This window comes from Streptomyces sp. A2-16 (genome assembly GCF_018128905.1).
Lineage (GTDB): Bacteria > Actinomycetota > Actinomycetes > Streptomycetales > Streptomycetaceae > Streptomyces.
The window spans coordinates 1087444-1105262 of record NZ_CP063808.1 but is presented as its reverse complement, the minus strand read 5'-3'; the positions used below and the strand labels follow the sequence as shown (position 1 = coordinate 1105262).

The following is a 17819-nucleotide window of genomic DNA, read 5'->3' as shown; positions in this document are numbered from 1 at the left end:
CGAATAGCCTCAGGGCCCTGTTTCCGTCACTTCGGGAACAGGGCCCTCTGGCGTTTTTGTCCGGTTCCCGCTCCTGCCAGAGGGCACTTTCCGGCGTCACACTCCTTTCGGGACAGGGGGCAGGGCAAGGCGGTTGGTCGAGTCGGTTCAAGAGGGCGGGGGCTCGTGGGGACACCACCGGACGACCCGGAACCGGACGGCCTGCCGTTGGACAGCCTGGCACCGCCCACCTGGCAGCGCCCGACCCCGCTGGGGTACGGACACGGCTCCAAGGAGGCCCAGTTCGTCGCCGCTCCCCTGCTGGCGGCCGCCGCCCTCGGCCTGGCCGGAGTAGTGGCAGGGGTCAAGGAAAAGCTGTTCCTGCTGTCCGGCCCGACTCTCCTCGCTCTCGTGCTCTCGGCGATGGCCCTGATCTTCAGCATCCAACTGGCCTATCACGCACGGAAGTTCCTCTACTCAGGGCAGGACGTCTACGACTGGCATCGGCTTGAGGACCCCGACGAGCAGACTCTGGCGGAGCTACGGATCGAGCAGTACAACGACTTCCGCACCTGGACGAAATACAACAACCGGGCCAACAGCCTGTTCAACAAGGGCACTGTGCTGCTCGCGTTCGGTGTCGCCGCGGCGCTGGCCCCCGGGCCCGCGAGCGACCAGCGCTGGTGGCGATGGGGTGCGGCGTTCATCGTCCTGCTCTGCGCCATCGGGGAGATCTACTGGCAGGAGAAGCTCAAACGCGCCGTCGACGAACGAGCCACACCCGTCGGGCAAGGAGGCCCCGAATGACCATGCACGCCATGGTGCTCCCCGGCTATCAACCCCACTCGATCAAGTGCGGATACTGCCAGGCAGAACTCGGACTGGTACAGGGACGGTCCATCGTGCCACGCAGGGTGTCCCTCCTGAACGCTTGGAAGAAGGCACTCCAGGAGGGTCCGGCCGCCATCGACGCCTATCTCGCCGAGCACAACGTCAAGCACAAGCAGGTCGGCTGTCCCTTCTCCGATGTACCGCCCGCGGTGCACGCGTCGTGCGAAGGCCACGACGACGAAGGCAGGGACGCGTGGCACCAGCTCCTGCACGCCAGGGGGGAGCTGGACAGGGCCCGCGCCCGGGGCAACCGCCCCCCAGGCTGAACGGCGGACTCACGTCTGCGTGGGTCCGCCCCTGCGCTCGCGCCGCGCGTCCGGATGCTCGTACGCACGGCCCTCCCTCCGGACCCCGGCAAACAGGTCCGACACGTCGGAGAAGATCTCCTCCTCGCTCTCCCCGTCCGCAGGCAGCGGAAGGTGCAGCGCCTCCAGCAGGTCGAAGCGGTGCAGGTCGTACGCGACGTGCATGAGCCCCGAGTATCCCTGCGCCGTCGTCACCGCACCCTTGTACGCGACCGCCGCCAGCAGCAGACCGGTGCCGCACAGCCACCAGCGGGTCGGCTCGTCGTACAGAGCCGCCGCGCCGGTCACGGTCAGCGCGAGCAGGGACCAGCACAGGTTGACCGCCGTGTCGAGTGCGTCGCGGGCCGAGCGGAGGACCTCAGCCATGCGGTCGGACACCTGGAGGTAGATGCGGGGCCAGGAGGGCAGGGTGGTCAGGCCGTAGCGCTCTCCGGCAGTCAGCTCCCCGGCCCGCAGAGCGTTGCCCAGCGCCGTGGGCAGCAGGAGGTCGCCCGGCGGGCGGGCGGAGAGGCGGCGCAGGGCATCGTCACGCACGCGCCGGTGTCGGTCACCGCTCGCTGTCCCTTGCGCCCGCTGCCGCAATCCCCGCCAACGGTGGCGCTGGACACGCGTCAGCGCACCGGCCAGCCCCGCAGTGACCGGCCAGCGGTCCCAGTAGCCCTCGAGGACCCGCACTGCTCGCACCTGGAACGGCTGCAACAACAGACCTAGCAGCGACGCTCCGGCGACGACCGTCACGACCACTCCGAACACTGCCGCGGGCCGCTCCGGCCACACGGCGCCCCAGTCACTCCGGCCCGAGAAGCTGCCTGCTCGCACCAACGCGAGCACTCCCGCGACAAACAGCGCGCACGGCGCGAAATGCACCGACAGCACCCGTCGCACGAAGCTCGCCCTCCCCATCCGCCTCTGAGCGCTGTTCAGTATGAAGCGCCGTGTCAAGCTGATTGGAGGGAGGGTCCACAGTGCGATCAGGACATGCGAGTGGTCGGCACTGGTCAAGTCCTATGTGACTGCTGTGACTTGGGGGACTCCGGGCGCAGACTGGTCCCATGGCACTCAAGAGAAAAGCCGCCGCCGCGCTCTCAGTTGCCGCGGCCGCGTTGCTCGCGATACCCCCCACTGCCTCCGCAACCCCCACTCCCCACGGAACGCTCGCCCGGGAGAACTTTGACCGGCTCCCCCTCGGCCCCGTCACCCAGGGGCGTGGCTGGAGCACCGACTCGGCGAACGGCACGCTGACCGTCGTACCCGACGCCAAGGGGCACGGGCGGGAACTGCGTATCCGCACCGAGGGCAACGGGCGGGCCTTTCTCGTGTTCGACGAGCTCTCCCCGCCCGGCAACAGCTTCTGGGGGCGGGTGCGGCTGCGGGTCGGTGGGTTTCCCACCGCGCCCGACTGGGCCCACTGGACCATCGCCGAGGCGTCGGGGAAGGACTCCCCGACCCTGGTGCGGCCGCTCGGCGGGCAGTTCGCGCCGACCGACCACGGCAACTTCTGGGGCGTGGGGTCGGATCTCGGGACCACCGGGGACTGGACCTCCTGGAAGACCTCCTCGCCGGCCGTCGCCGGGGCGTGGCAGTGCGTCGAGTTCCACCTCGACGCCCGCGACAACCGCGTCACGGTCTATCTGGACGGCGTGGAGCACAGCGACCTGACGGTGTCCACGAAGGACCACGGGGGCACCGCGGACGACTTCGTCTTCCCGACCTTCGACAAGCTGAAGCTGGGCTGGCAGCTCTACCAGGCGAACCCGACACCGTCGTCGTACGACATCCGCATGGACGACATCGCGCTCAGCACCCGGCGCGTGGGCGGCTGCGGAACCGGCGGCTGAGCCCGGCATTGCGCCCCGGCGCACCACGTGATCCACTGCCGCGGTCATGATGAGCGGCCCTGGGGAGGGGCCGGGAACTCGGGGAGGCAGCGGTGCGTACCGCTGAAGAGGAGATCGTGTCGTCGTGCCCCCAGTGCGGGGTGGAGATCCGTTCGGACCGACGGTTCACCACGTGGTGCGCGGCCTGCGACTGGAACGTGGATCCGCAAGGGCCCGGAGACCGAAAGCGCGGGCTGGAGGGGGCGCGTCGCCGGATCGCGCAGCGGTACGGCGGGCGGCTGTTCGACGAGCTGAGCGCCGAGTCGAGCACCGGGGACGGAGGCCGGCGGACCGGGAGGACCGTCTCCGGGCTGCTCGCCTACGCGATGGCGCTCGCCGTGCACGGCCTGACCCTCGTCCTGGCCGCGATCGGCCTGCTGGGTGTGATCCGTGGCTGGGGCGGGCTCGGTATGGTGTTCGGGCTGTTCCTGCTGGCGCTGGCCTGGTCGCTGCGGCCGCGGCTGAACCGGCTGTCCGACGACGACCGCGTCCTGCTGCGCGCGGACGCGCCCGAGCTGTACGCGCTGGTCGACGAGGTCGCCGCCGCCATGGGCACCCGGGGCGTGGACGCCGTCGTCGTCGATGTCGACGCCAACGCGAGCGTGAGCCATCTGGGGCTGCGGAAAAGGCTCCTGACGCTGGGTCTTCCACTGTGGGAGGTGCTGAGCCCGCAGCAGCGGATCGCGCTCCTCGGGCACGAGCTCGGTCACTTCACCAACGGCGACACCCGCCACGGAATGGTCGTGGGCACCGCCTTCAGATCGCTGAACACCTGGCTCTATTACGTCCGGCCGATGCCGAACCCGAACGTGATCCAGGCCATCACCAACCTGGCCTGTGTCCCGCTCCGCCTGCTGATCACCGGGGTCATGGCGCTGCTCGACCTGCTGACCGCGCGGGCCGCCCAGCGCGGTGAGTACCTCGCGGACACGGCGGCGGCCCGCGCCGGGTCCACCGAGGGCGCGGTCGGTCTGATGGACCGGCTCATGATCACCGACTCGATCGTCACCACCCTGCTCCGCGAGACCAACAACCGCAGGCTGCGCGGCACGGGCCGGGGCGGGCAGCGGAACGCCGACGGCCTGTGGGAGGCGCTCGCCGCCCATCTGGACTCCGTCCCGCAGTCCGAGTTCGAACGCCTGCGCAGGGTCGGGGAACTGCGCGGGCACAGCGTCGACGCCAGCCACCCTCCGACCCATCTGCGCCGCCGACTGCTGCTGGGCCGCGCCCCGGTGCCCGCCGCGGTGACGGCGGACGCCGTCCGGACCGAGCGCATCGCGGGTGAACTGGCGCACCTCCGCGGGACGCTGGCCCGGGAAGTGGTCAGGGACGGTTACGGGAACCTGTGACGGCCTCCCTCGCGTGCCTTTCGACCGTCGCGTGCTTGCCCGCTTCGGCGGTCACAGCTGGCTCAGGATCGTCGGGTCCGTGATCTTCGTGTCGGCCGCCAGCATCATCGCCTTGCTGAGGATGACCGCGAGCATGCGGTCGCCCTCGTAGGGGAGGTAACCGGACTGCGGGGTGGCCGGGTTGGACTTCGGGACGATGCACAGGTACTGGTCGTTCGGCGTGCGCAGGATGTTGCCCGAGCCGAGGTGGATCTTGTACGTGTGCCGGTCGCCCTTGACGTGGAGGAAGCGTCCCTCCAGGGTGCAGCGGTCGGCTATCGCGAGCCTCGGGATCAGACGGTCCAGGAGGAGACGGCGGGTCTCGGCGCTCTGGTTGAGCTCTCCGAAGCCGTACGAGGTCCAGTACTCCTGGAAGCGGCCGCCGGGGCCGCCGTCCTGCCAGGTCGGGTCGTTTCCGATGCTGGCCACGCCGACGAACAGGTCGACGTCCCGCAGGACTTCGGACAGGACCAGGGGCGGGATGTCCGTCAGGGGCAGGGGGTCCACCGGGTCCGCGCCGTCGCGCAGCCACATGTGGTACTCACCGCCGGCGCAGTGTGCCGAGTTCTCCGGGGCGTCGATCGGATAGAAGCGGACCTGGTCGGTGCGCAGGCGCAGGAAGGTGCCGGAGTCGGTGATGTCCGAGTAGTCCGCGCCGCCGTCGCCCTCGATCCAGTACTCGGCCCGCAGGCCCCACCTGGGGAGGTCGCGGGAGGGCGGCGGCGCCTCGTCGTCGACGGCCAGTCGGAGTTTGTTGCGCCAGCCGCGCGCCGCCGCCAGGGAGTGGAACTGGTGCTGGCGCAGGACGTGGGCCGCGAAGCGGTTGGAGTAGGTGCCGGTGGTGCGCTCGGCGTCCGTCAGCAGGTAGACCTCCCGGTGGGCCTGCTTGAACGGCTGGGTGATGCCGTGGCGTTCCAGCCAGTCGCGCCAGGCGACGATCTCGGCGGGGCTGTGGTCCACCGGGTGCCACAGGCGGACCTCGGTGCCTTCGGTGAGGGGTTCGTCCGTGAGGGTGCGCAGGGAGCCCTCGGCGTAACCGGAGGTCGTGCCGTCGACCGTCCACAGCAGGCGGCGGGCGAGGGTGCCGACCAGGGGGTGGTCGAGGTAGCGCTCGCGCCAGATGGCGTAGGACCAGGTGCGGTCGGCCAGGAACTGCCGGTCCAGACGCTCGCTCTGGGCGGAGAGCATCTTGTCGATGTCCTTGACGGCCGCCTTGAGCTCCTTCAGCTCCTCCGCCTGGTCCCGTCGTACGGCCGCGGGCACGCTCCTGACCGGCTTGCCGCTCGCGCTCGTCCAGGTCAACACGGCTCTGGAGCCCTGGACCTCGAGGAGGGCGGTGGCCTCGCCGAGCCGGCGCTCCGCGCGTCCGACCTCGGTCAGGCCGTACGCCGGCACGGCCAGTTCCTCGATCTCCTCACGGCTGAGGCCGAGGGCGACGGCGCGGGTCTCCAGGGCCGCGTCCAGCAGCTTGGCGGTGTTCTTGTACGTCACCCGGGTGGCCAGGCGGGCGAGTTCGGCGAGGGCGGCCTCGCTGTCGATGCGGGCCAGGGCGTTGACGCCCGCGTTGGCGACCTTCGGGTTGCGGGGGCCGAGGCCGGCGACCTTCTTGAGGGAGGTCTCGACGAGGGCGCCGAGGGCGCGGGCGGTGTCGGGGTGCGGCGGGAGGAGGGAGAGCAGCCAGGCGAGGCCCCTCAGGGCGTTCGCGTTGTAGGGGTCGTAGGCGCTGTTGATGTCCGGTTCGTACGGGCCGCGTTCGAGTTCGAAGGTGCGGGGGCGGCCGGCGAGGGCGAGCCAGGGGAGGACGGTCTCGCGGACATGGTCGGCGCCGAGCGGACCGACGAGGGCGGAAGCCTGCTGGTCCCACTTGGCGGAGGGCTTGGCGGCGGTGGCGGTCGCCGTGTGCGCGAGCAGTTCCCGCCAGGCGGTGCCGGTCTCCCGCAGGGCCGCTTCGGCCCACTGCTCACCGACGTTGAGGGGTGGCTCGGTCAGCTTCTTCGCCGTCCTCGGCAGGTCCTCGTTCTGGTAGGCGTGGAGGACGGAACGGCGGACGGTGGCGACGACGGCGGGCGCGATGGGGCGGCCCGCGGCCAGCTCGGCCTCGATGAGGTTCTCGTAACGGGCGCCGTACCAGAACGAGTGCTGGCGGGAGATCTTGTCGAGCAGGGACAGGCGCTCCGCGGTCAGGCGGTCGTGGGGCGGCAGGCCGCGGGAGACGATGCCCAGCAGGATCAGCGCGTTCTCCCGTGCGTTCGGGCCGGCCTGCTCCGAGTGGTACTGGGTGACGAGGCCGTCGGCGACCCGCGCCCGCGCCTCAGGGGGCAGTTCGAGCAGCCTGGCCAGCACGCCGTCCCACAGCCCGGTCCAGTTGCCCTTGTTGGTGACCGCGGCCTTGAGCAGGTCGACGGCGAGTTCCTCGAGGTCGCCGTCGGCGGTCCGCTGCCGGATCAGGTCCTTGTATCTCTGGACGTGGCCCATGGTCAGCCACCCACCAGCGGGACGAGCTTCAGGAAGGTGACCTCGGTGCCGAGCACCAGGTCGATCTCCTCGTCGAGTTCGGTGACCTGGCGGTCGCCGACCAGGACCAGGAAGCCGTTGCCCGCGAAGGCCTTGAGGGCGAGCTCGGTCTGGGTCTCGGGGTCTATGCGGCGGGGCGTGCGCAACGCGTAGCCGTTCAGCACGCGTTCGGTGTCCTCGGGCTGGACCAGGCCCTGGAAGACGGCGGGTGTGCGCGCGTTGTACTCGGCGACCTCCTGGAAAACCCGGCGCCGGATCAACTCGCGCACGGCGAGCCGCTCCTCGGCGATCTCCAGCCCCCAGCCGTCGCTACGGCTCCCGCTTGTCGTCTCGTCGACGAACATCACGATTCCCATGCCGCCGACAGTACGAGGCACCACTGACAACGGGGCTGGAGCCTGTGCGATCAGGGGTGTTCGGGGGCGGAGGTGCCCGGGGGGCCGGGCGTGGCCGGGAGCCGGAGGTGGCCGGGGCCGGGCGTAGCCGGAGGGCCGGAGGTGCCCGGGGGGAGGTGCCGAGAGGGGGCGGAGGTGCCGGGGACCGGACGTGCCCGGAGGGCGGAGATGCCCGGGAGGCCGGACGTGCCCGGAGGGGGCCGGACGCCCCGAGTGGGAGGACGGGCCCGGAGTAAGCGGGCAGTAGACGGAGTGGGCGGACATGAGACGGAGTGGCGCGGAGCGGAGCTGGGGTGGCCGAACTGGCGCCGGTGGCGGACCGAAGCCGGTGGCCGGACTGGAGCCGGTGGCCGAGCCGAGGCCGGGGCGGCTAGGCGAGGTTGCGGGCCACCGTCCACGTCACCGCGACCGCGAGGACGGCCACCTGTGCCCGGGGGCTCAGCGTGGGGCGCCAGCGGCGGCCGTGCAGACCCTCCCACGCCCAGCGGCCCAGCAGGAAGAGGGCATACGGCGACGCGAGCAGCAGGGCCCGGTTGTCCAGCCAGGCCTCGGCGAAGTGGCCGTGCATCAGGTCGTACACCATGCGGGTGCCGCCGCAGGCCGGACAGAGCAGGCCGGTGAGGAGGCGGAAGGGGCACTGCGGGAGCACGTGGCCGGGCTCGTGCGGATCGGTGCGGTAGAGGTACGCGGCACCGGCGGCGCCCGCGGCGAGCACCGCCGAGGGTGCCGTCGCGGGGTGGCGGAGGAGGGAGCGCCGTACGGTCGCCGGGGGTTCGGGCCCCTCCGTCCTAGCTGCGGAGGATCCGGCCGTGTTCATCGGTGTGGTCGTTCCCGGTGAGCAGGAGGATGCCGTCGATCAGCGACCAGACGCCCAGGCCGCCGCAGGTGAAGAGCTGCGCGAGTCCCATCCCGACGTTGCCCAGGTAGAAGCGTCCGACGCCGAAGCCGCCGAGGGTGAGCTGGAGGATGCCCGCGATGACCTTGGACTTGTCGGAGTACGGCCGTCCGTACGGGTCGTAGCCGTAGGGGGCGTTGGGATCGCCTGTGTAGGTCCCCGGGGGCGGGTAGTAGCCCGGCGGCGGGTAGCCCGGGGGTGGGTAGCCCGGCGGCGGATACCCCTGCTGCTGGAATCCCTGCTGCTGATATCCCTGCGGCGGTTCGTCCTGCGGGCCGGCCTGCTGTTCGTGGCGGTGGTGATCATGACCGTGGTGGTCGTGACCGTGCTGTTCGCTCAAGAGGGACTGCTCCTGGGGGCCGAAGCGGGAGGACCCGCGAAAAGACGACAATGCGCCCGGTCATCATGCCCGACGGACACCGCGTCGCAGAAGCCCGTTCCGTCACCTCCCGCTTAATCTGACGACATGTCAGATGACCAGTCGTACGAACTGCTCGGTTTCGACAACGTGCTGCTGCCCGTCGGGGACCTCGGCGAGGCCGTCCCCTTCTACGAGCGCGCGGGCTTCACGGTGGGGTTCCGGCTCGACGAGGCCGGGATCGCACTGCTGAAGGTCGGCGGGGAGACGCCCGGGATCCTGCTCCGGCAGGAGGAGGGACTCGGGCACCGGCCGCCGCCGTGGCCCGCCACGCGCGTGTGGCTGGAGGTGCCGGACGCCAGGACCGCCGCCCGGGAGTTGCGCTCGGCCGGTGTCGAGCTGCTGGACGAGCCCTTCTCCGTGGCCACCGGCTGGACCGTCGAGGTCGCCGACCCCTGGGGGAACGTCCTCGGGTTCACCGACTACACCAAGCGTCCGGAACTCGCCCGGCGCGCCTGAGGCGAGGTGCGCGGCGCAACGTGACGCACACCTCTCCGCAGGCGAGTTGAACACGTTCAAAAGCAGGTCTAGAGTCTCTCCCGTCAGCGTTTTGAACGCGTTCAAGAAGGGGGAGGCGCATGGACCGCACGGTCGTCGCCTACGTCATCTACCTCGTCGTCAGCATCGCCCTGACCGTCTGGGTGGCCCGCACGCTCAGCAGGAACGGACGGGTCTTCCTCGCCGACGTGCTGCGCGGGAACGAGAAGCTCGCCGAGGCCGTCAACCACCTCCTGGTGGTCGGCTTCTACCTCGTGAACCTCGGTTTCGTCGCGCTCTACCTGAGCGGCGACGGGACCATCGAGGACACCCGCGGTGTCTTCGAGGCCCTGTCGACCAAGCTGGGCGTGGTGCTGCTGGTGCTCGGAGTGATGCACCTGGCCAACGTGTACGTCCTCAACCGGATCCGGCGGCGGGGTGCCATGGAGCGTGAGCAGGTGCCGCCGGTCGCGCCGCAGGACTGGGTGCGGGCATGACGGCGAACGCCATCACGGCGGACCGGGTCCCGGTCCGCCGGCTCACCGTCCTCTACGACGCCGAGTGCTCGCTGTGCGCCTTCCTGCGCGACTGGCTCGTACGGCAGCCGCAGCTGGTGCCGCTCGAGCTGGTGTCGGCCGCCTCCGAGGAGGCCCGGCGGCGCTTCCCCGGGCTCGACCACGGCGCCACGCTCGACGAGATCACCGTGGTCGGCGACTCCGGACAGGTCTACCGCGGCACGGCCGCCTGGATCGTCACCCTCTGGGCGCTGCGCGAGCACAGGGGACTCGCGCATCGCTTCAGCACCCCGTCGGGTGCGCGGTTCGCCAGGGGAGCCGTGCTCGCCGCGGCGAAGTGGCGCGGGGCGCAGTGGGGCGGGACGCGTCCGGGCGAGCCGGGGTGGGGCGGGCGGGTGTACCGGCGGAAGGACGGGTGGTCGTACGACCCGAGTCTGGGCTGGACCCACACTCCACCGGGGTGCGGCAACGGCACCTGCGCCACTGGCTAGGCTCTCCTGTTGTGCCCGCCAAGAACGAAGGCCCCGAAGAGGGCTCCGCGCCGTCCACCAAGTCCGAGCAGACTCGCGCGCTGATCCTGGAGACGGCCATGCGGCTGTTCCAGGAGCGGGGGTACGACAAGACCACCATGCGGGCCATCGCTCAGGAGGCCGGTGTCTCCGTCGGCAACGCCTACTACTACTTCGCGGGCAAGGAGCACCTGATCCAGGGTTTCTACGACCGGATCGCCGCCGAGCACCAGGTGGCGGTCCGGGAGGTCCTGGCCCAGGAGAACGACCTGGAGGCGCGGCTCGCGGGGGTGCTGAAGGTGTGGCTGGACATCGCGCAGCCGTACCACGAGTTCGCGGTGCAGTTCTTCAAGAACGCCGCCGACCCCGACAGCCCGCTCAGCCCCTTCTCGCCCGAGTCGGAGCACGCGCGCGTGGAGGCCATCTCGGTGCACCGGGAGGTGCTGCGGGGCGCGACGAGGACCAAGGTGCCCGAGGAACTCCGGGACATCCTGCCCGAGTTGCTGTGGCTCTCCCAGATGGGCCTCGTCCTGTACTGGATCTTCGACCGCACGGAGGGCCGCGAGCGGAGCTACCGGCTCGCGGAGCGAGGTGCCCGGCTCACCGCGAGGGGCGTGTCGCTGGCCCGGTTCCGGGTGCTCAGGCCGCTCGTGCGGGAGGTGCACGAGCTGTTCACGGACTTCCTGCCGGGGATGACGAAGGCGATGCCGGACCCCGGCAGGAAGGCGTAGCTCAGCTCAGTTGACGGCGTCGACCTCGCCCTCGGCCAGCTCGACGTCGTACACCAGCGGCCCCTCCCCCACGACGACGTGCCGCGCGCGTGAGCCGTACGAGGGCGCCGTGGCCGCCAGCAGATACGTCCCCGGCGCCGGGACCGAGACGATGTACGAGCCGTCGGCCAATGACTCCACCCGGTCCAGCTGACGGCCCCCGCCCGACAGCAGCGTGACGGCCGCGCCCTCCACGGGCTCACCTTCTACCGTACGGACGAAGCCGTGGACGGCCGATGCAGGGCCGCTCTCCGCGCGGGCCCTGTCCGAGGGCGCCGCCGCCGCTTCCTCCTTCGGCTCCACCGCCAGGTGCGGCAGCCGCTTCTCCAGCCATGCGGGCAGCCACCAGTTGGCGTTGCCGAGCAGATGCATCGCGGCCGGTACCAGGGCCGTGCGCAGGATGAAGGCGTCCAGGGCGACCGCGGCAGCGAGTCCGACGCCCGCCATGGCGGCCCCGTAGTCGCCGCTGAGCACGAACGCCAGGAACACGCAGACCATGATCAAAGCGGCGGAGTTGATGACCCTGCTGGTCTCGGCAAGACCCACGCGCACCGCGCGCGCGTTGTCCCTCGTGTGCACCCACTCCTCGTGCATCCGGCTGACCAGGAACACCTGGTAGTCCATGGACAGGCCGAACAGGAGCGACAGCATGATGATCGGGAGGAAGGCCGCGATGGGGCCCTCCTTGCCGAGTCCGAGCAGGTCGAGGCCCCAGCCCCACTGGAAGATCGCGACCAGGACACCGAAGGAGGCCGCCGCCGCGATCAGGTTCATGAGGGCCGCGGTCAGCGGGACCACGATCGAGCGGAACGCGATCAGGAGCAGCAGGAAGCCTAGGCCGATGATCGTCGCGATGAAGTACGGCAGCCGGTCCGCCGTCACCGACGCGAAGTCCTTGGAGACCGCCGTGACGCCGCCCACGTGCGCTTGGACGCCCGCCTGCGGGATCACCTCGTCGCGCAGGGTGTCGATGAGTTCGTCGGTCTCCTTGGCCTGCGGTGAGGTCGTCGGGACGACCTGGATGACCGTGATGCCGCCCGCGGGGGGCGCGGAGGCCGCCTGGGCCACGCCGTCCGTCTCGCGGATCGCCGTCACCAGGGACGCGCCCGCGTCGCCGTTCACGACGACCTGGAGGGGGCCGTTGAAGCCGGGACCGAAGCCCTCGGCGAGCAGGTCGTAGGCCTTCCTGGTGGTCGACGAGGCCTCGTCGTTGCCCTGGTCGACGGTCCCGAGGCGCAGGGACAGCAGCGGCAGGGCGAGCAGCGCCATCACGGCGACCGCGAGGACGGCCACCGCGCGCGGGCGGCGTTCCACGGTCGCGGACCAGCGGGCGGCGAGGCCGCTCGGGCGGTCCGTGTCGGGGCCGCTCGCGGCCAGCCTGCGCCGCTGGCGGCGGCTGAGCACCCGGTGGCCCAGAAGGCCCAGGAGCGCGGGCAGCAGCGTCACGGCCGCGAGCACGCTGAGGACGACGGTCAGCGAGGTGCCGATGACCACGCCGTCCAGGAAGCGCAGGTTGGTCACCAGCATGCCGGCCAGCGCGATGCACACCGTGCCGCCCGCGAACAGCACCGCCCGCCCTGAGGTGTTGAGGGCGGTGACCGCCGCCTCCTCGGGGTCCAGGCCGCGCTGGATGCCCTTGCGGTGCCGGGTCACGATGAACAGGGCGTAGTCGATGCCGACGCCGAGGCCGATCAGAGTGGAGAGCAGCGAGGCGAGTTCGGGCACGTTGGTGACATGGCTGATCAGCGTCGTGGAGAACACGCCGGTGCCCACGCCGAACAGGGCCACCAGGATCGGCAGCAGCATCGCGAAGAGCGAGCCGAAGGCCAGGAACAGCACGACGGCCGCCGCGAGGATGCCGACGATCTCGGCGGTGCCGGTGGGCGGCTCCTGCACGCGCGTGATGGCCTGTCCGCCCAGTTCGACCTGAAGGCCGTCCCCGCGCGCGTGCTCCGCCGCGTCGACGACGTCCTGCACCAGGTCCTTCGGTACGGCGTTCGCCTGCTCGGCGAAGGTGACCTGGGCGTACGCGATCCGCCCGTCCTTGCTGACCTGCGCCCCGCCCTGTGCCGCGTAGGGGTCGGTGACCTCGCCGACGCCCTTCATCGCCCCGATCTCCTTCAGCACGGGCTCGATCCGGGACCGTACGGAGTCGTCCCGTACGGAGCCCTCGTCGACCTTCCACACCACGGTGTCGGTGTCGCCCGCGCGCTCCGGGAAGGCCTTCGCCATCAGGTCGTACGCCGTCTTGGAGTCCGTGTTGGGCAGCGAGAACACGTCCGCGTAGTTCGTGCCCGCGGACGTGCCCGCCGCGCCGAGCCCGAACAACGCCCCCACCCACAGCAACAGGACCACCAGCCGGTGCCGATAGCACCAGCGTGCCAATACCGCCACGCTCCACACTCCCCTGTCGGTCGTCGGTCGGTCCCCCAGGTCCTGGGCAACAGGATTGGCTGCGGCACGCGCGCGTGGACACGAGATGCCCATGACTCTCAAGGAACTCCAAAGCGCGAACCGGCCCGACTGTCAGTGGCCCGGCCGATACTGGGGGCATGACTGGGGGAGAGACGAGAAGTCCGGGCACCGTGCTGGTGGTGGAGGACGAGGAGAGCATCGCCGACGTCCTGGCCATCGCCCTGCGCTACCACCGGTTCGAGGTGATGGTCGCGGGCTCCGTCCGTGAGGCGCTCGCGCTCACCGACCGGACCCGCCCGGACGCGGCCCTGCTCGACGTCATGCTGCCCGACGGCGACGGCCGGGCCCTCGGCCGTGAACTGCGCGAGCGGCGGCCCGACCTGGCCCTGGTCTTCCTCACGGCGCGGGACTCGCCCGCCGAGATCGTCGGCGCCCTCGGCTTCGGTGACGACTACATCACCAAGCCGTTCAACATCGACGAGGTCGTCGCCAGGATCACCGCGGTCCTGCGCCGCACCCGCCCTGCCGACGTCCTGCCGCAGCGCCCGCCGCTGCACTACGGCGACCTGGAGCTGGACGAGACGACGTACTCGGTGCACCGCGACGGCCGCACGGTCCAGCTCACCCCCACCGAGTACGCACTGCTGCGCTTCCTGGTGCGCAACGGCGGCCGGATCGTCCCCAAGGAGCAACTCCTGCGCCATGTCTGGCAGTACGAGCACACCCCGCCCGAGTCGACCGTCGTCGAGACCTACATCAGCTATCTGCGGCGCAAGCTGGACGCCCTGGGCCCGCCGGTGATCACCACCCGGCGGGGTGTCGGATACGGGCTCGCATGAGGTTCCGCACGCTTCGTCACCGGCACGGCATCCACTCCCTGCGCGGCAAGCTGACGTTGGCCAATGTGGTGCTGCTCGCGATCGGCATCGTCGCGGCGACCGCCGTGAGCGTGATGGGCATGCGGTACTACCTGCTCGACCAGATCGACACTCAACTCATCAAGACCCGCGACTCCCTGGGCGGTTCACAACTCACCCTGCGGCAGATCGACTCGCTGGGCATGCTGGGCTTCGTCCGCGACCGGCTCATGCCCGCGCCGGAGGACGAGGAGCGCTCGCCGGAGACCGTCTTCGCGGCCGTCGACGGCCGGGGCGAACCCGTCGGCATCCTCGGCTTCGACCCGACCGAGTCCCAGCGGGACCTGGCGAAGGCGGTGGGCGACCCGCGCGCGCTGGTCGCCGACTCCGAACCGCACGAAGTCAGCATGAACGGCTCCGCCTACCGCACCACCGCGGCCCGGCTCGGCGACGGCAGTTACGTCCTGCTCGCCGCGCCCACCGACGTCCTGCACCAGGGCGTCGCCAAGGCCGTCAAACTCGACCTCGCGATCGGGAGCCTGCTGCTCGCGCTGCTGGCCTGTCTGACGATGTTCAGCGTCCGGCGCCGGATGCGGCCGCTGGAGGACATGGTGGAGACCTCCTCGGCGATCGCGGAGGGCGATCTGACCCGGCGCATCCCCTCCAGCTGCAAGACCACCCTGGAGGTCGAGCAGCTGCGGGTCGCCCTCAACTCCATGCTCCACCAGGTCGAGTCGGCGTACCGCACGCGCGAGCGCAGCGCGGCCCAGCTGCGCAGCTTCGTGGCCGACGCCTCGCACGAACTGCGCACCCCGCTGTCCGCGATACGCGGCTATCTCCAGCTGTACGACAAGGGCATGCTGTCCGACCCGGACGAGCGCAAGCGTGCCTGGTCGCGAGTCCTGGCCGAGACCGACCGGATGGGGCGGCTCGTCGACGAGCTGCTCACCCTCGCCCGCCTCGACCAGCAGCCCGAACTGCGGTTCAGGAACGTCGACCTGAGCCGGCTGGTGCGGGACGCGGCCGAGGACCTGCGGGTGCAGCAGCCCGACCGTCCCGTGGAGGTCGCCGCCGAGGGCTCCCTGCTGGTGCGGGCCGACGAGTCGGGGCTCAGACAGGTCCTGGGCAACCTGGTGGGCAACGTGCGCACGCACACGCCCGCCGATGTGCCGGTGCGGCTGGGGGTGGAGCGCGCGGACGGGGTCGTACGGCTGTGTGTCGCGGACGAGGGTCCGGGGCTGCCCGCGGACGACGCGGCCCGTGTCTTCGACCGGTTCTTCAGGGTGGGCGGCGGCGCGGGCAGCGGCCTCGGTCTGGCGATCGTGCAGGGTGTGGTCCGGGCCCACGGCGGTGAGGTGGCGGTCCGCACGGCCCCGGGCGAGGGGCTGGCGGTGACGGTCACGCTGCCGGTGCGGGCGTGCGAGGGGCGGTGACCTCACGCGTACGTCCGCTCAGTGGGCCATCACCAGGGCCCAGACGGTCTGACCGTGCCGTCCCCGGCTCCACACGCCCCACGCGGCAGCGATGTTCTCCACCAGATGCAGTCCGCGGCCGGTCTCCTCGAACTCGCCGACCACCCGCAGCCGGGGTTCCAGCCGGCCCTCGTCGGAGACCTCTATGAGGCAGGAGCCGTCCGCGAGGGCGGTCACCGCGACCTCGAACTCCCGCTCCAGGAGCGGCCCGTGGCGCACCACGTTGGTGGCCAGTTCCGACACCAGCAGGATCGCGTCGGCCAGCGCGGGATCGTCCGGTCCGTGCCCCCAGTCGGCCAGATGGTCCCGGACCCTGCGCCGGGCGAGACCGACGGAAGCCGGATGCCGGGGCAGCCGGAAGGAGTTGCGTCTCAGCACGTTTGCTCCTCACCCCGCGCACACCTCCGTCACATGGTGCTGCGTTGAGTGGCTGCCCGGCGCCACTCGGGCGAATGTCAGTTTCACGGAAATGCGTCAGATACGGCGCGATAGCGACGGGTTCAGATCCAGTTCAGACGCCAGAGCCGGAAGACTCCGGTGCCGTCCGAGAGGTACTGGCCGCCACCGACGTCCTCGCTGGTCACGACGTAGTCCTTGGCCTGCCACAGCGGGATGACCGGGACGTCGTGGGCGACCGACGCCTGGAGGTCGTGGAAGTCCTGCTCGGCCTCGTTGCGGTCGGCGAAGCGCCGGCTGTCCTGAATCAGATGGTCGACCTCGTTGCTGCTGTAACCGGTGTTCATGGTGCCGTCGGTGCCGACCAGCGGGGAGCCGTAGGTGTCCGGGTCGGGGTAGTCGGCCACCCAGCCGACCGCGTAGGCGTCGAGCTTCCCGGTCGCCCAGCGCTTCTGGAAGTCGGTCCACTCGTAACCCTTGAGCGTCACCTTGAACAGGCCGCTCGCCTCCAGCTGCTTCTTGAGCTCCTTGGCCTCCGCGGCGGCGGAACCGCTGGTCAGGCCGTAGCCGTAGGTGAAGCTGACCGGAGTGGTCACACCGGCCTCGGTGAGCAGGGCGCGCGCCTTGCTGACGCTGGGCTCCGGGTAGTCGTCGAAGAACGACGTGGTGTGGCCCGTGATGCCGGCCGGGATCAGCGAGTAGAGCGGGTCGACGGTCCCCTCGTACACCGAGGCGGCCAGCTGCTCGCGGTTGATCAGCCAGGCCATGGCCCGACGCACCTTGACGTTGTGCAGCGGCTTGCCCGCGCGGGTGTTGAGGTAGAGGTTGCGGATCTCGGAGCTGTCGACCTCCGAGACACGCTGGCCGGGGTCGCTCGGGTTGAGTCCGGCCAGCACGTTCGGCGGCAGCTGGCGGTAGGCGACGTCGAGCTGCTTGGACTTCCAGGCGCTGTTCAACTTGTTCGAGTCGCCGTAGTACTCGAGCTCGACCGGGCGGCCGGTGCCCGTGATCTCGCCCTTGTAGTCGCCGTTGGGCGTGAGGACCGCCTTCTTCCCCTTCGTGTACGACGTCAGCTCGTACGGCCCGGTGCCGTCGACGCCGTTGTCGGTGCGCAGGGATGCGGCGGGGTACTTGGTGCTGTCGACGATGGCGCCGGCACCCGTGGCCACCTTGAACGGGAAGGTGGCGTCGGGCGAGGACAGCCTGAAGGTGACCGTGCGGCCGCCGGCGCCGACCGACTCCAGGGTGTCCAGCAGGGCGGCAGGACCGACGTCGGAGTTGATCTTCTTGACCCGGTCGAAGGAGTACTTGACGTCCTTGGCGGTCATCTCGCGTCCGCTCGGGAACGTGATCCCCTCGCGCAGGACGCAGCGGTAGGTGCGCAGATCAGTGCCCACGAACGCACAGCTCTCGGCCGCGTCGGGCACGGGTGTGACACTGCCCGGCTCGAAGGCCAGCAGCGACTGGAACACGTTGTTGAACAGCGCCCACGAACCGGCGTCATAGGCGCCGGCGGGATCGAGTGAGGTGACTTCGTCCGTCGTCCCCACCTTGATCGTCCTACCCGTTTCCCCGTCGGACGGGAGCAACTGCCAGCCCCCCACTCCCACGGCCCCCAGAACGAGCAGCGTCGCGAGAATCCGCATGCGAACCGACCGCATCGGTTTGCCCTCCCCGGACCCCTGTGGGTCCCAGTGCACATGCCACCCCCTAGTGGCGCGGATCACCTAATCACAGGTGTTTCAC

Annotated in this window: 18 protein-coding genes; 10 read left to right on the top strand and 8 right to left on the bottom strand. The window is 70.7% G+C overall.

Annotation, left to right across the window (positions count from 1 at the left end; translation table 11 throughout):
- Nucleotides 1-165 precede the first annotated feature (165 nt).
- Both IOD14_RS05225 and IOD14_RS05220 read left to right on the top strand, forming a co-directional pair.
- On the top strand, nucleotides 166-786 hold the full coding sequence (locus IOD14_RS05225; protein ID WP_212669758.1) for a hypothetical protein: 621 nt from the start codon (nucleotides 166-168) through the stop codon (nucleotides 784-786).
- The gene (locus tag IOD14_RS05220; protein WP_212669757.1) at nucleotides 783-1136 is read left to right on the top strand and encodes a hypothetical protein; all 354 of its coding nucleotides are present in this window, start codon (nucleotides 783-785) and stop codon (nucleotides 1134-1136) included. The genes IOD14_RS05225 and IOD14_RS05220 overlap by 4 nt, the downstream gene beginning before the upstream one ends.
- A gap of 9 nt (nucleotides 1137-1145) precedes the next feature.
- On the opposite strand, the gene IOD14_RS05215 is transcribed toward IOD14_RS05220, so the two are convergent.
- Entirely contained in the window at nucleotides 1146-1709 is a 564-nt protein-coding gene (locus tag IOD14_RS05215; RefSeq protein ID WP_212669756.1) for a hypothetical protein, read from the bottom strand.
- Nucleotides 1710-2227: 518 nt separating this feature from the next.
- Between IOD14_RS05215 and IOD14_RS05210 the strand changes: the two genes are divergently transcribed.
- Together IOD14_RS05210 and IOD14_RS05205 are read left to right on the top strand one after the other, a co-directional pair.
- Nucleotides 2228-3013: a hypothetical protein gene (locus IOD14_RS05210; protein WP_212669755.1), complete on the top strand. Its 786-nt coding sequence runs from the start codon at nucleotides 2228-2230 to the stop codon at nucleotides 3011-3013.
- Nucleotides 3014-3105: 92 nt separating this feature from the next.
- Entirely contained in the window at nucleotides 3106-4401 is a 1296-nt protein-coding gene (locus tag IOD14_RS05205) for a M48 family metallopeptidase (RefSeq protein WP_249125837.1), read from the top strand.
- 51 nt (nucleotides 4402-4452) lie between these two features.
- Here IOD14_RS05205 and IOD14_RS05200 read toward each other — a convergent pair whose 3' ends face one another.
- The 4 genes from IOD14_RS05200 to IOD14_RS05185 form a co-directional block, all read right to left on the bottom strand.
- Complete coding sequence (locus tag IOD14_RS05200; RefSeq protein WP_212669754.1) at nucleotides 4453-6915, bottom strand: DUF4132 domain-containing protein; 2463 nt, start codon at nucleotides 6913-6915, stop codon at nucleotides 4453-4455.
- 2 nt (nucleotides 6916-6917) lie between these two features.
- Complete coding sequence (locus IOD14_RS05195) at nucleotides 6918-7310, bottom strand: hypothetical protein (RefSeq protein ID WP_123991239.1); 393 nt, start codon at nucleotides 7308-7310, stop codon at nucleotides 6918-6920.
- 409 nt (nucleotides 7311-7719) lie between these two features.
- Nucleotides 7720-8166 (bottom strand): DUF2752 domain-containing protein, encoded by a 447-nt coding sequence (locus tag IOD14_RS05190; RefSeq protein WP_212669753.1) that lies wholly within the window; start codon nucleotides 8164-8166, stop codon nucleotides 7720-7722.
- Entirely contained in the window at nucleotides 8138-8584 is a 447-nt protein-coding gene (locus tag IOD14_RS05185; protein WP_123991238.1) for a TM2 domain-containing protein, read from the bottom strand. Before IOD14_RS05185 ends, IOD14_RS05190 begins: the two co-directional genes overlap by 29 nt.
- Before the next feature lie 126 nt (nucleotides 8585-8710).
- Between IOD14_RS05185 and IOD14_RS05180 the strand changes: the two genes are divergently transcribed.
- The 4 genes from IOD14_RS05180 (at nucleotide 8711) to IOD14_RS05165 (ending at nucleotide 10894) form a co-directional block, all read left to right on the top strand.
- The gene (locus IOD14_RS05180) at nucleotides 8711-9121 is read left to right on the top strand and encodes a VOC family protein (RefSeq protein ID WP_123991237.1); all 411 of its coding nucleotides are present in this window, start codon (nucleotides 8711-8713) and stop codon (nucleotides 9119-9121) included.
- Nucleotides 9122-9240: 119 nt separating this feature from the next.
- The gene (locus IOD14_RS05175) at nucleotides 9241-9636 is read left to right on the top strand and encodes a hypothetical protein (RefSeq protein WP_123991236.1); all 396 of its coding nucleotides are present in this window, start codon (nucleotides 9241-9243) and stop codon (nucleotides 9634-9636) included.
- Nucleotides 9633-10145: a DCC1-like thiol-disulfide oxidoreductase family protein gene (locus IOD14_RS05170; protein ID WP_212669752.1), complete on the top strand. Its 513-nt coding sequence runs from the start codon at nucleotides 9633-9635 to the stop codon at nucleotides 10143-10145. The genes IOD14_RS05175 and IOD14_RS05170 overlap by 4 nt, the downstream gene beginning before the upstream one ends.
- 11 nt (nucleotides 10146-10156) lie before the next feature.
- Entirely contained in the window at nucleotides 10157-10894 is a 738-nt protein-coding gene (locus tag IOD14_RS05165) for a TetR family transcriptional regulator (protein ID WP_123991234.1), read from the top strand.
- Between the two features lie 6 nt (nucleotides 10895-10900).
- Here the strand turns inward: IOD14_RS05165 and IOD14_RS05160 are convergent, their stop codons facing one another.
- The gene (locus IOD14_RS05160) at nucleotides 10901-13318 is read right to left on the bottom strand and encodes an MMPL family transporter (protein WP_212673208.1); all 2418 of its coding nucleotides are present in this window, start codon (nucleotides 13316-13318) and stop codon (nucleotides 10901-10903) included.
- Between the two features lie 167 nt (nucleotides 13319-13485).
- On the opposite strand from IOD14_RS05160, the gene IOD14_RS05155 reads away from it, so the two are divergent.
- Together IOD14_RS05155 and IOD14_RS05150 are read left to right on the top strand one after the other, a co-directional pair.
- Complete coding sequence (locus tag IOD14_RS05155) at nucleotides 13486-14187, top strand: response regulator transcription factor (RefSeq protein WP_123991233.1); 702 nt, start codon at nucleotides 13486-13488, stop codon at nucleotides 14185-14187.
- Complete coding sequence (locus IOD14_RS05150; protein ID WP_123991232.1) at nucleotides 14184-15638, top strand: HAMP domain-containing sensor histidine kinase; 1455 nt, start codon at nucleotides 14184-14186, stop codon at nucleotides 15636-15638. Before IOD14_RS05155 ends, IOD14_RS05150 begins: the two co-directional genes overlap by 4 nt.
- 18 nt (nucleotides 15639-15656) lie before the next feature.
- On the opposite strand, the gene IOD14_RS05145 is transcribed toward IOD14_RS05150, so the two are convergent.
- Both IOD14_RS05145 and IOD14_RS05140 read right to left on the bottom strand, forming a co-directional pair.
- A complete protein-coding gene (locus IOD14_RS05145) occupies nucleotides 15657-16055 on the bottom strand; it encodes an ATP-binding protein (RefSeq protein WP_123991231.1) in 399 nt (132 codons plus the stop codon).
- A 122-nt stretch (nucleotides 16056-16177) separates the two neighbouring features.
- Nucleotides 16178-17734 (bottom strand): ABC transporter substrate-binding protein, encoded by a 1557-nt coding sequence (locus IOD14_RS05140; RefSeq protein ID WP_123991230.1) that lies wholly within the window; start codon nucleotides 17732-17734, stop codon nucleotides 16178-16180.
- Nucleotides 17735-17819: the final 85 nt, after the last annotated feature.

Bases quoted from the DNA above. Each gene is read 5' to 3' on its own strand.
- IOD14_RS05190 (WP_212669753.1), bottom strand. From the start codon at position 8,166: ATGAACACGGCCGGATCCTCCGCAGCTAGGACGGAGGGGCCCGAACCC.
- IOD14_RS05150 (WP_123991232.1), top strand. From the start codon at position 14,184: ATGAGGTTCCGCACGCTTCGTCACCGGCACGGCATCCACTCCCTGCGC.
- IOD14_RS05175 (WP_123991236.1), top strand. From the start codon at position 9,241: ATGGACCGCACGGTCGTCGCCTACGTCATCTACCTCGTCGTCAGCATC.
- IOD14_RS05170 (WP_212669752.1), top strand. From the start codon at position 9,633: ATGACGGCGAACGCCATCACGGCGGACCGGGTCCCGGTCCGCCGGCTC.
- IOD14_RS05210 (WP_212669755.1), top strand. From the start codon at position 2,228: ATGGCACTCAAGAGAAAAGCCGCCGCCGCGCTCTCAGTTGCCGCGGCC.
- IOD14_RS05140 (WP_123991230.1), bottom strand. From the start codon at position 17,734: ATGCGGTCGGTTCGCATGCGGATTCTCGCGACGCTGCTCGTTCTGGGG.
- IOD14_RS05200 (WP_212669754.1), bottom strand. From the start codon at position 6,915: ATGGGCCACGTCCAGAGATACAAGGACCTGATCCGGCAGCGGACCGCC.
- IOD14_RS05195 (WP_123991239.1), bottom strand. From the start codon at position 7,310: ATGGGAATCGTGATGTTCGTCGACGAGACGACAAGCGGGAGCCGTAGC.
- IOD14_RS05155 (WP_123991233.1), top strand. From the start codon at position 13,486: ATGACTGGGGGAGAGACGAGAAGTCCGGGCACCGTGCTGGTGGTGGAG.
- IOD14_RS05180 (WP_123991237.1), top strand. From the start codon at position 8,711: ATGTCAGATGACCAGTCGTACGAACTGCTCGGTTTCGACAACGTGCTG.
- IOD14_RS05220 (WP_212669757.1), top strand. From the start codon at position 783: ATGACCATGCACGCCATGGTGCTCCCCGGCTATCAACCCCACTCGATC.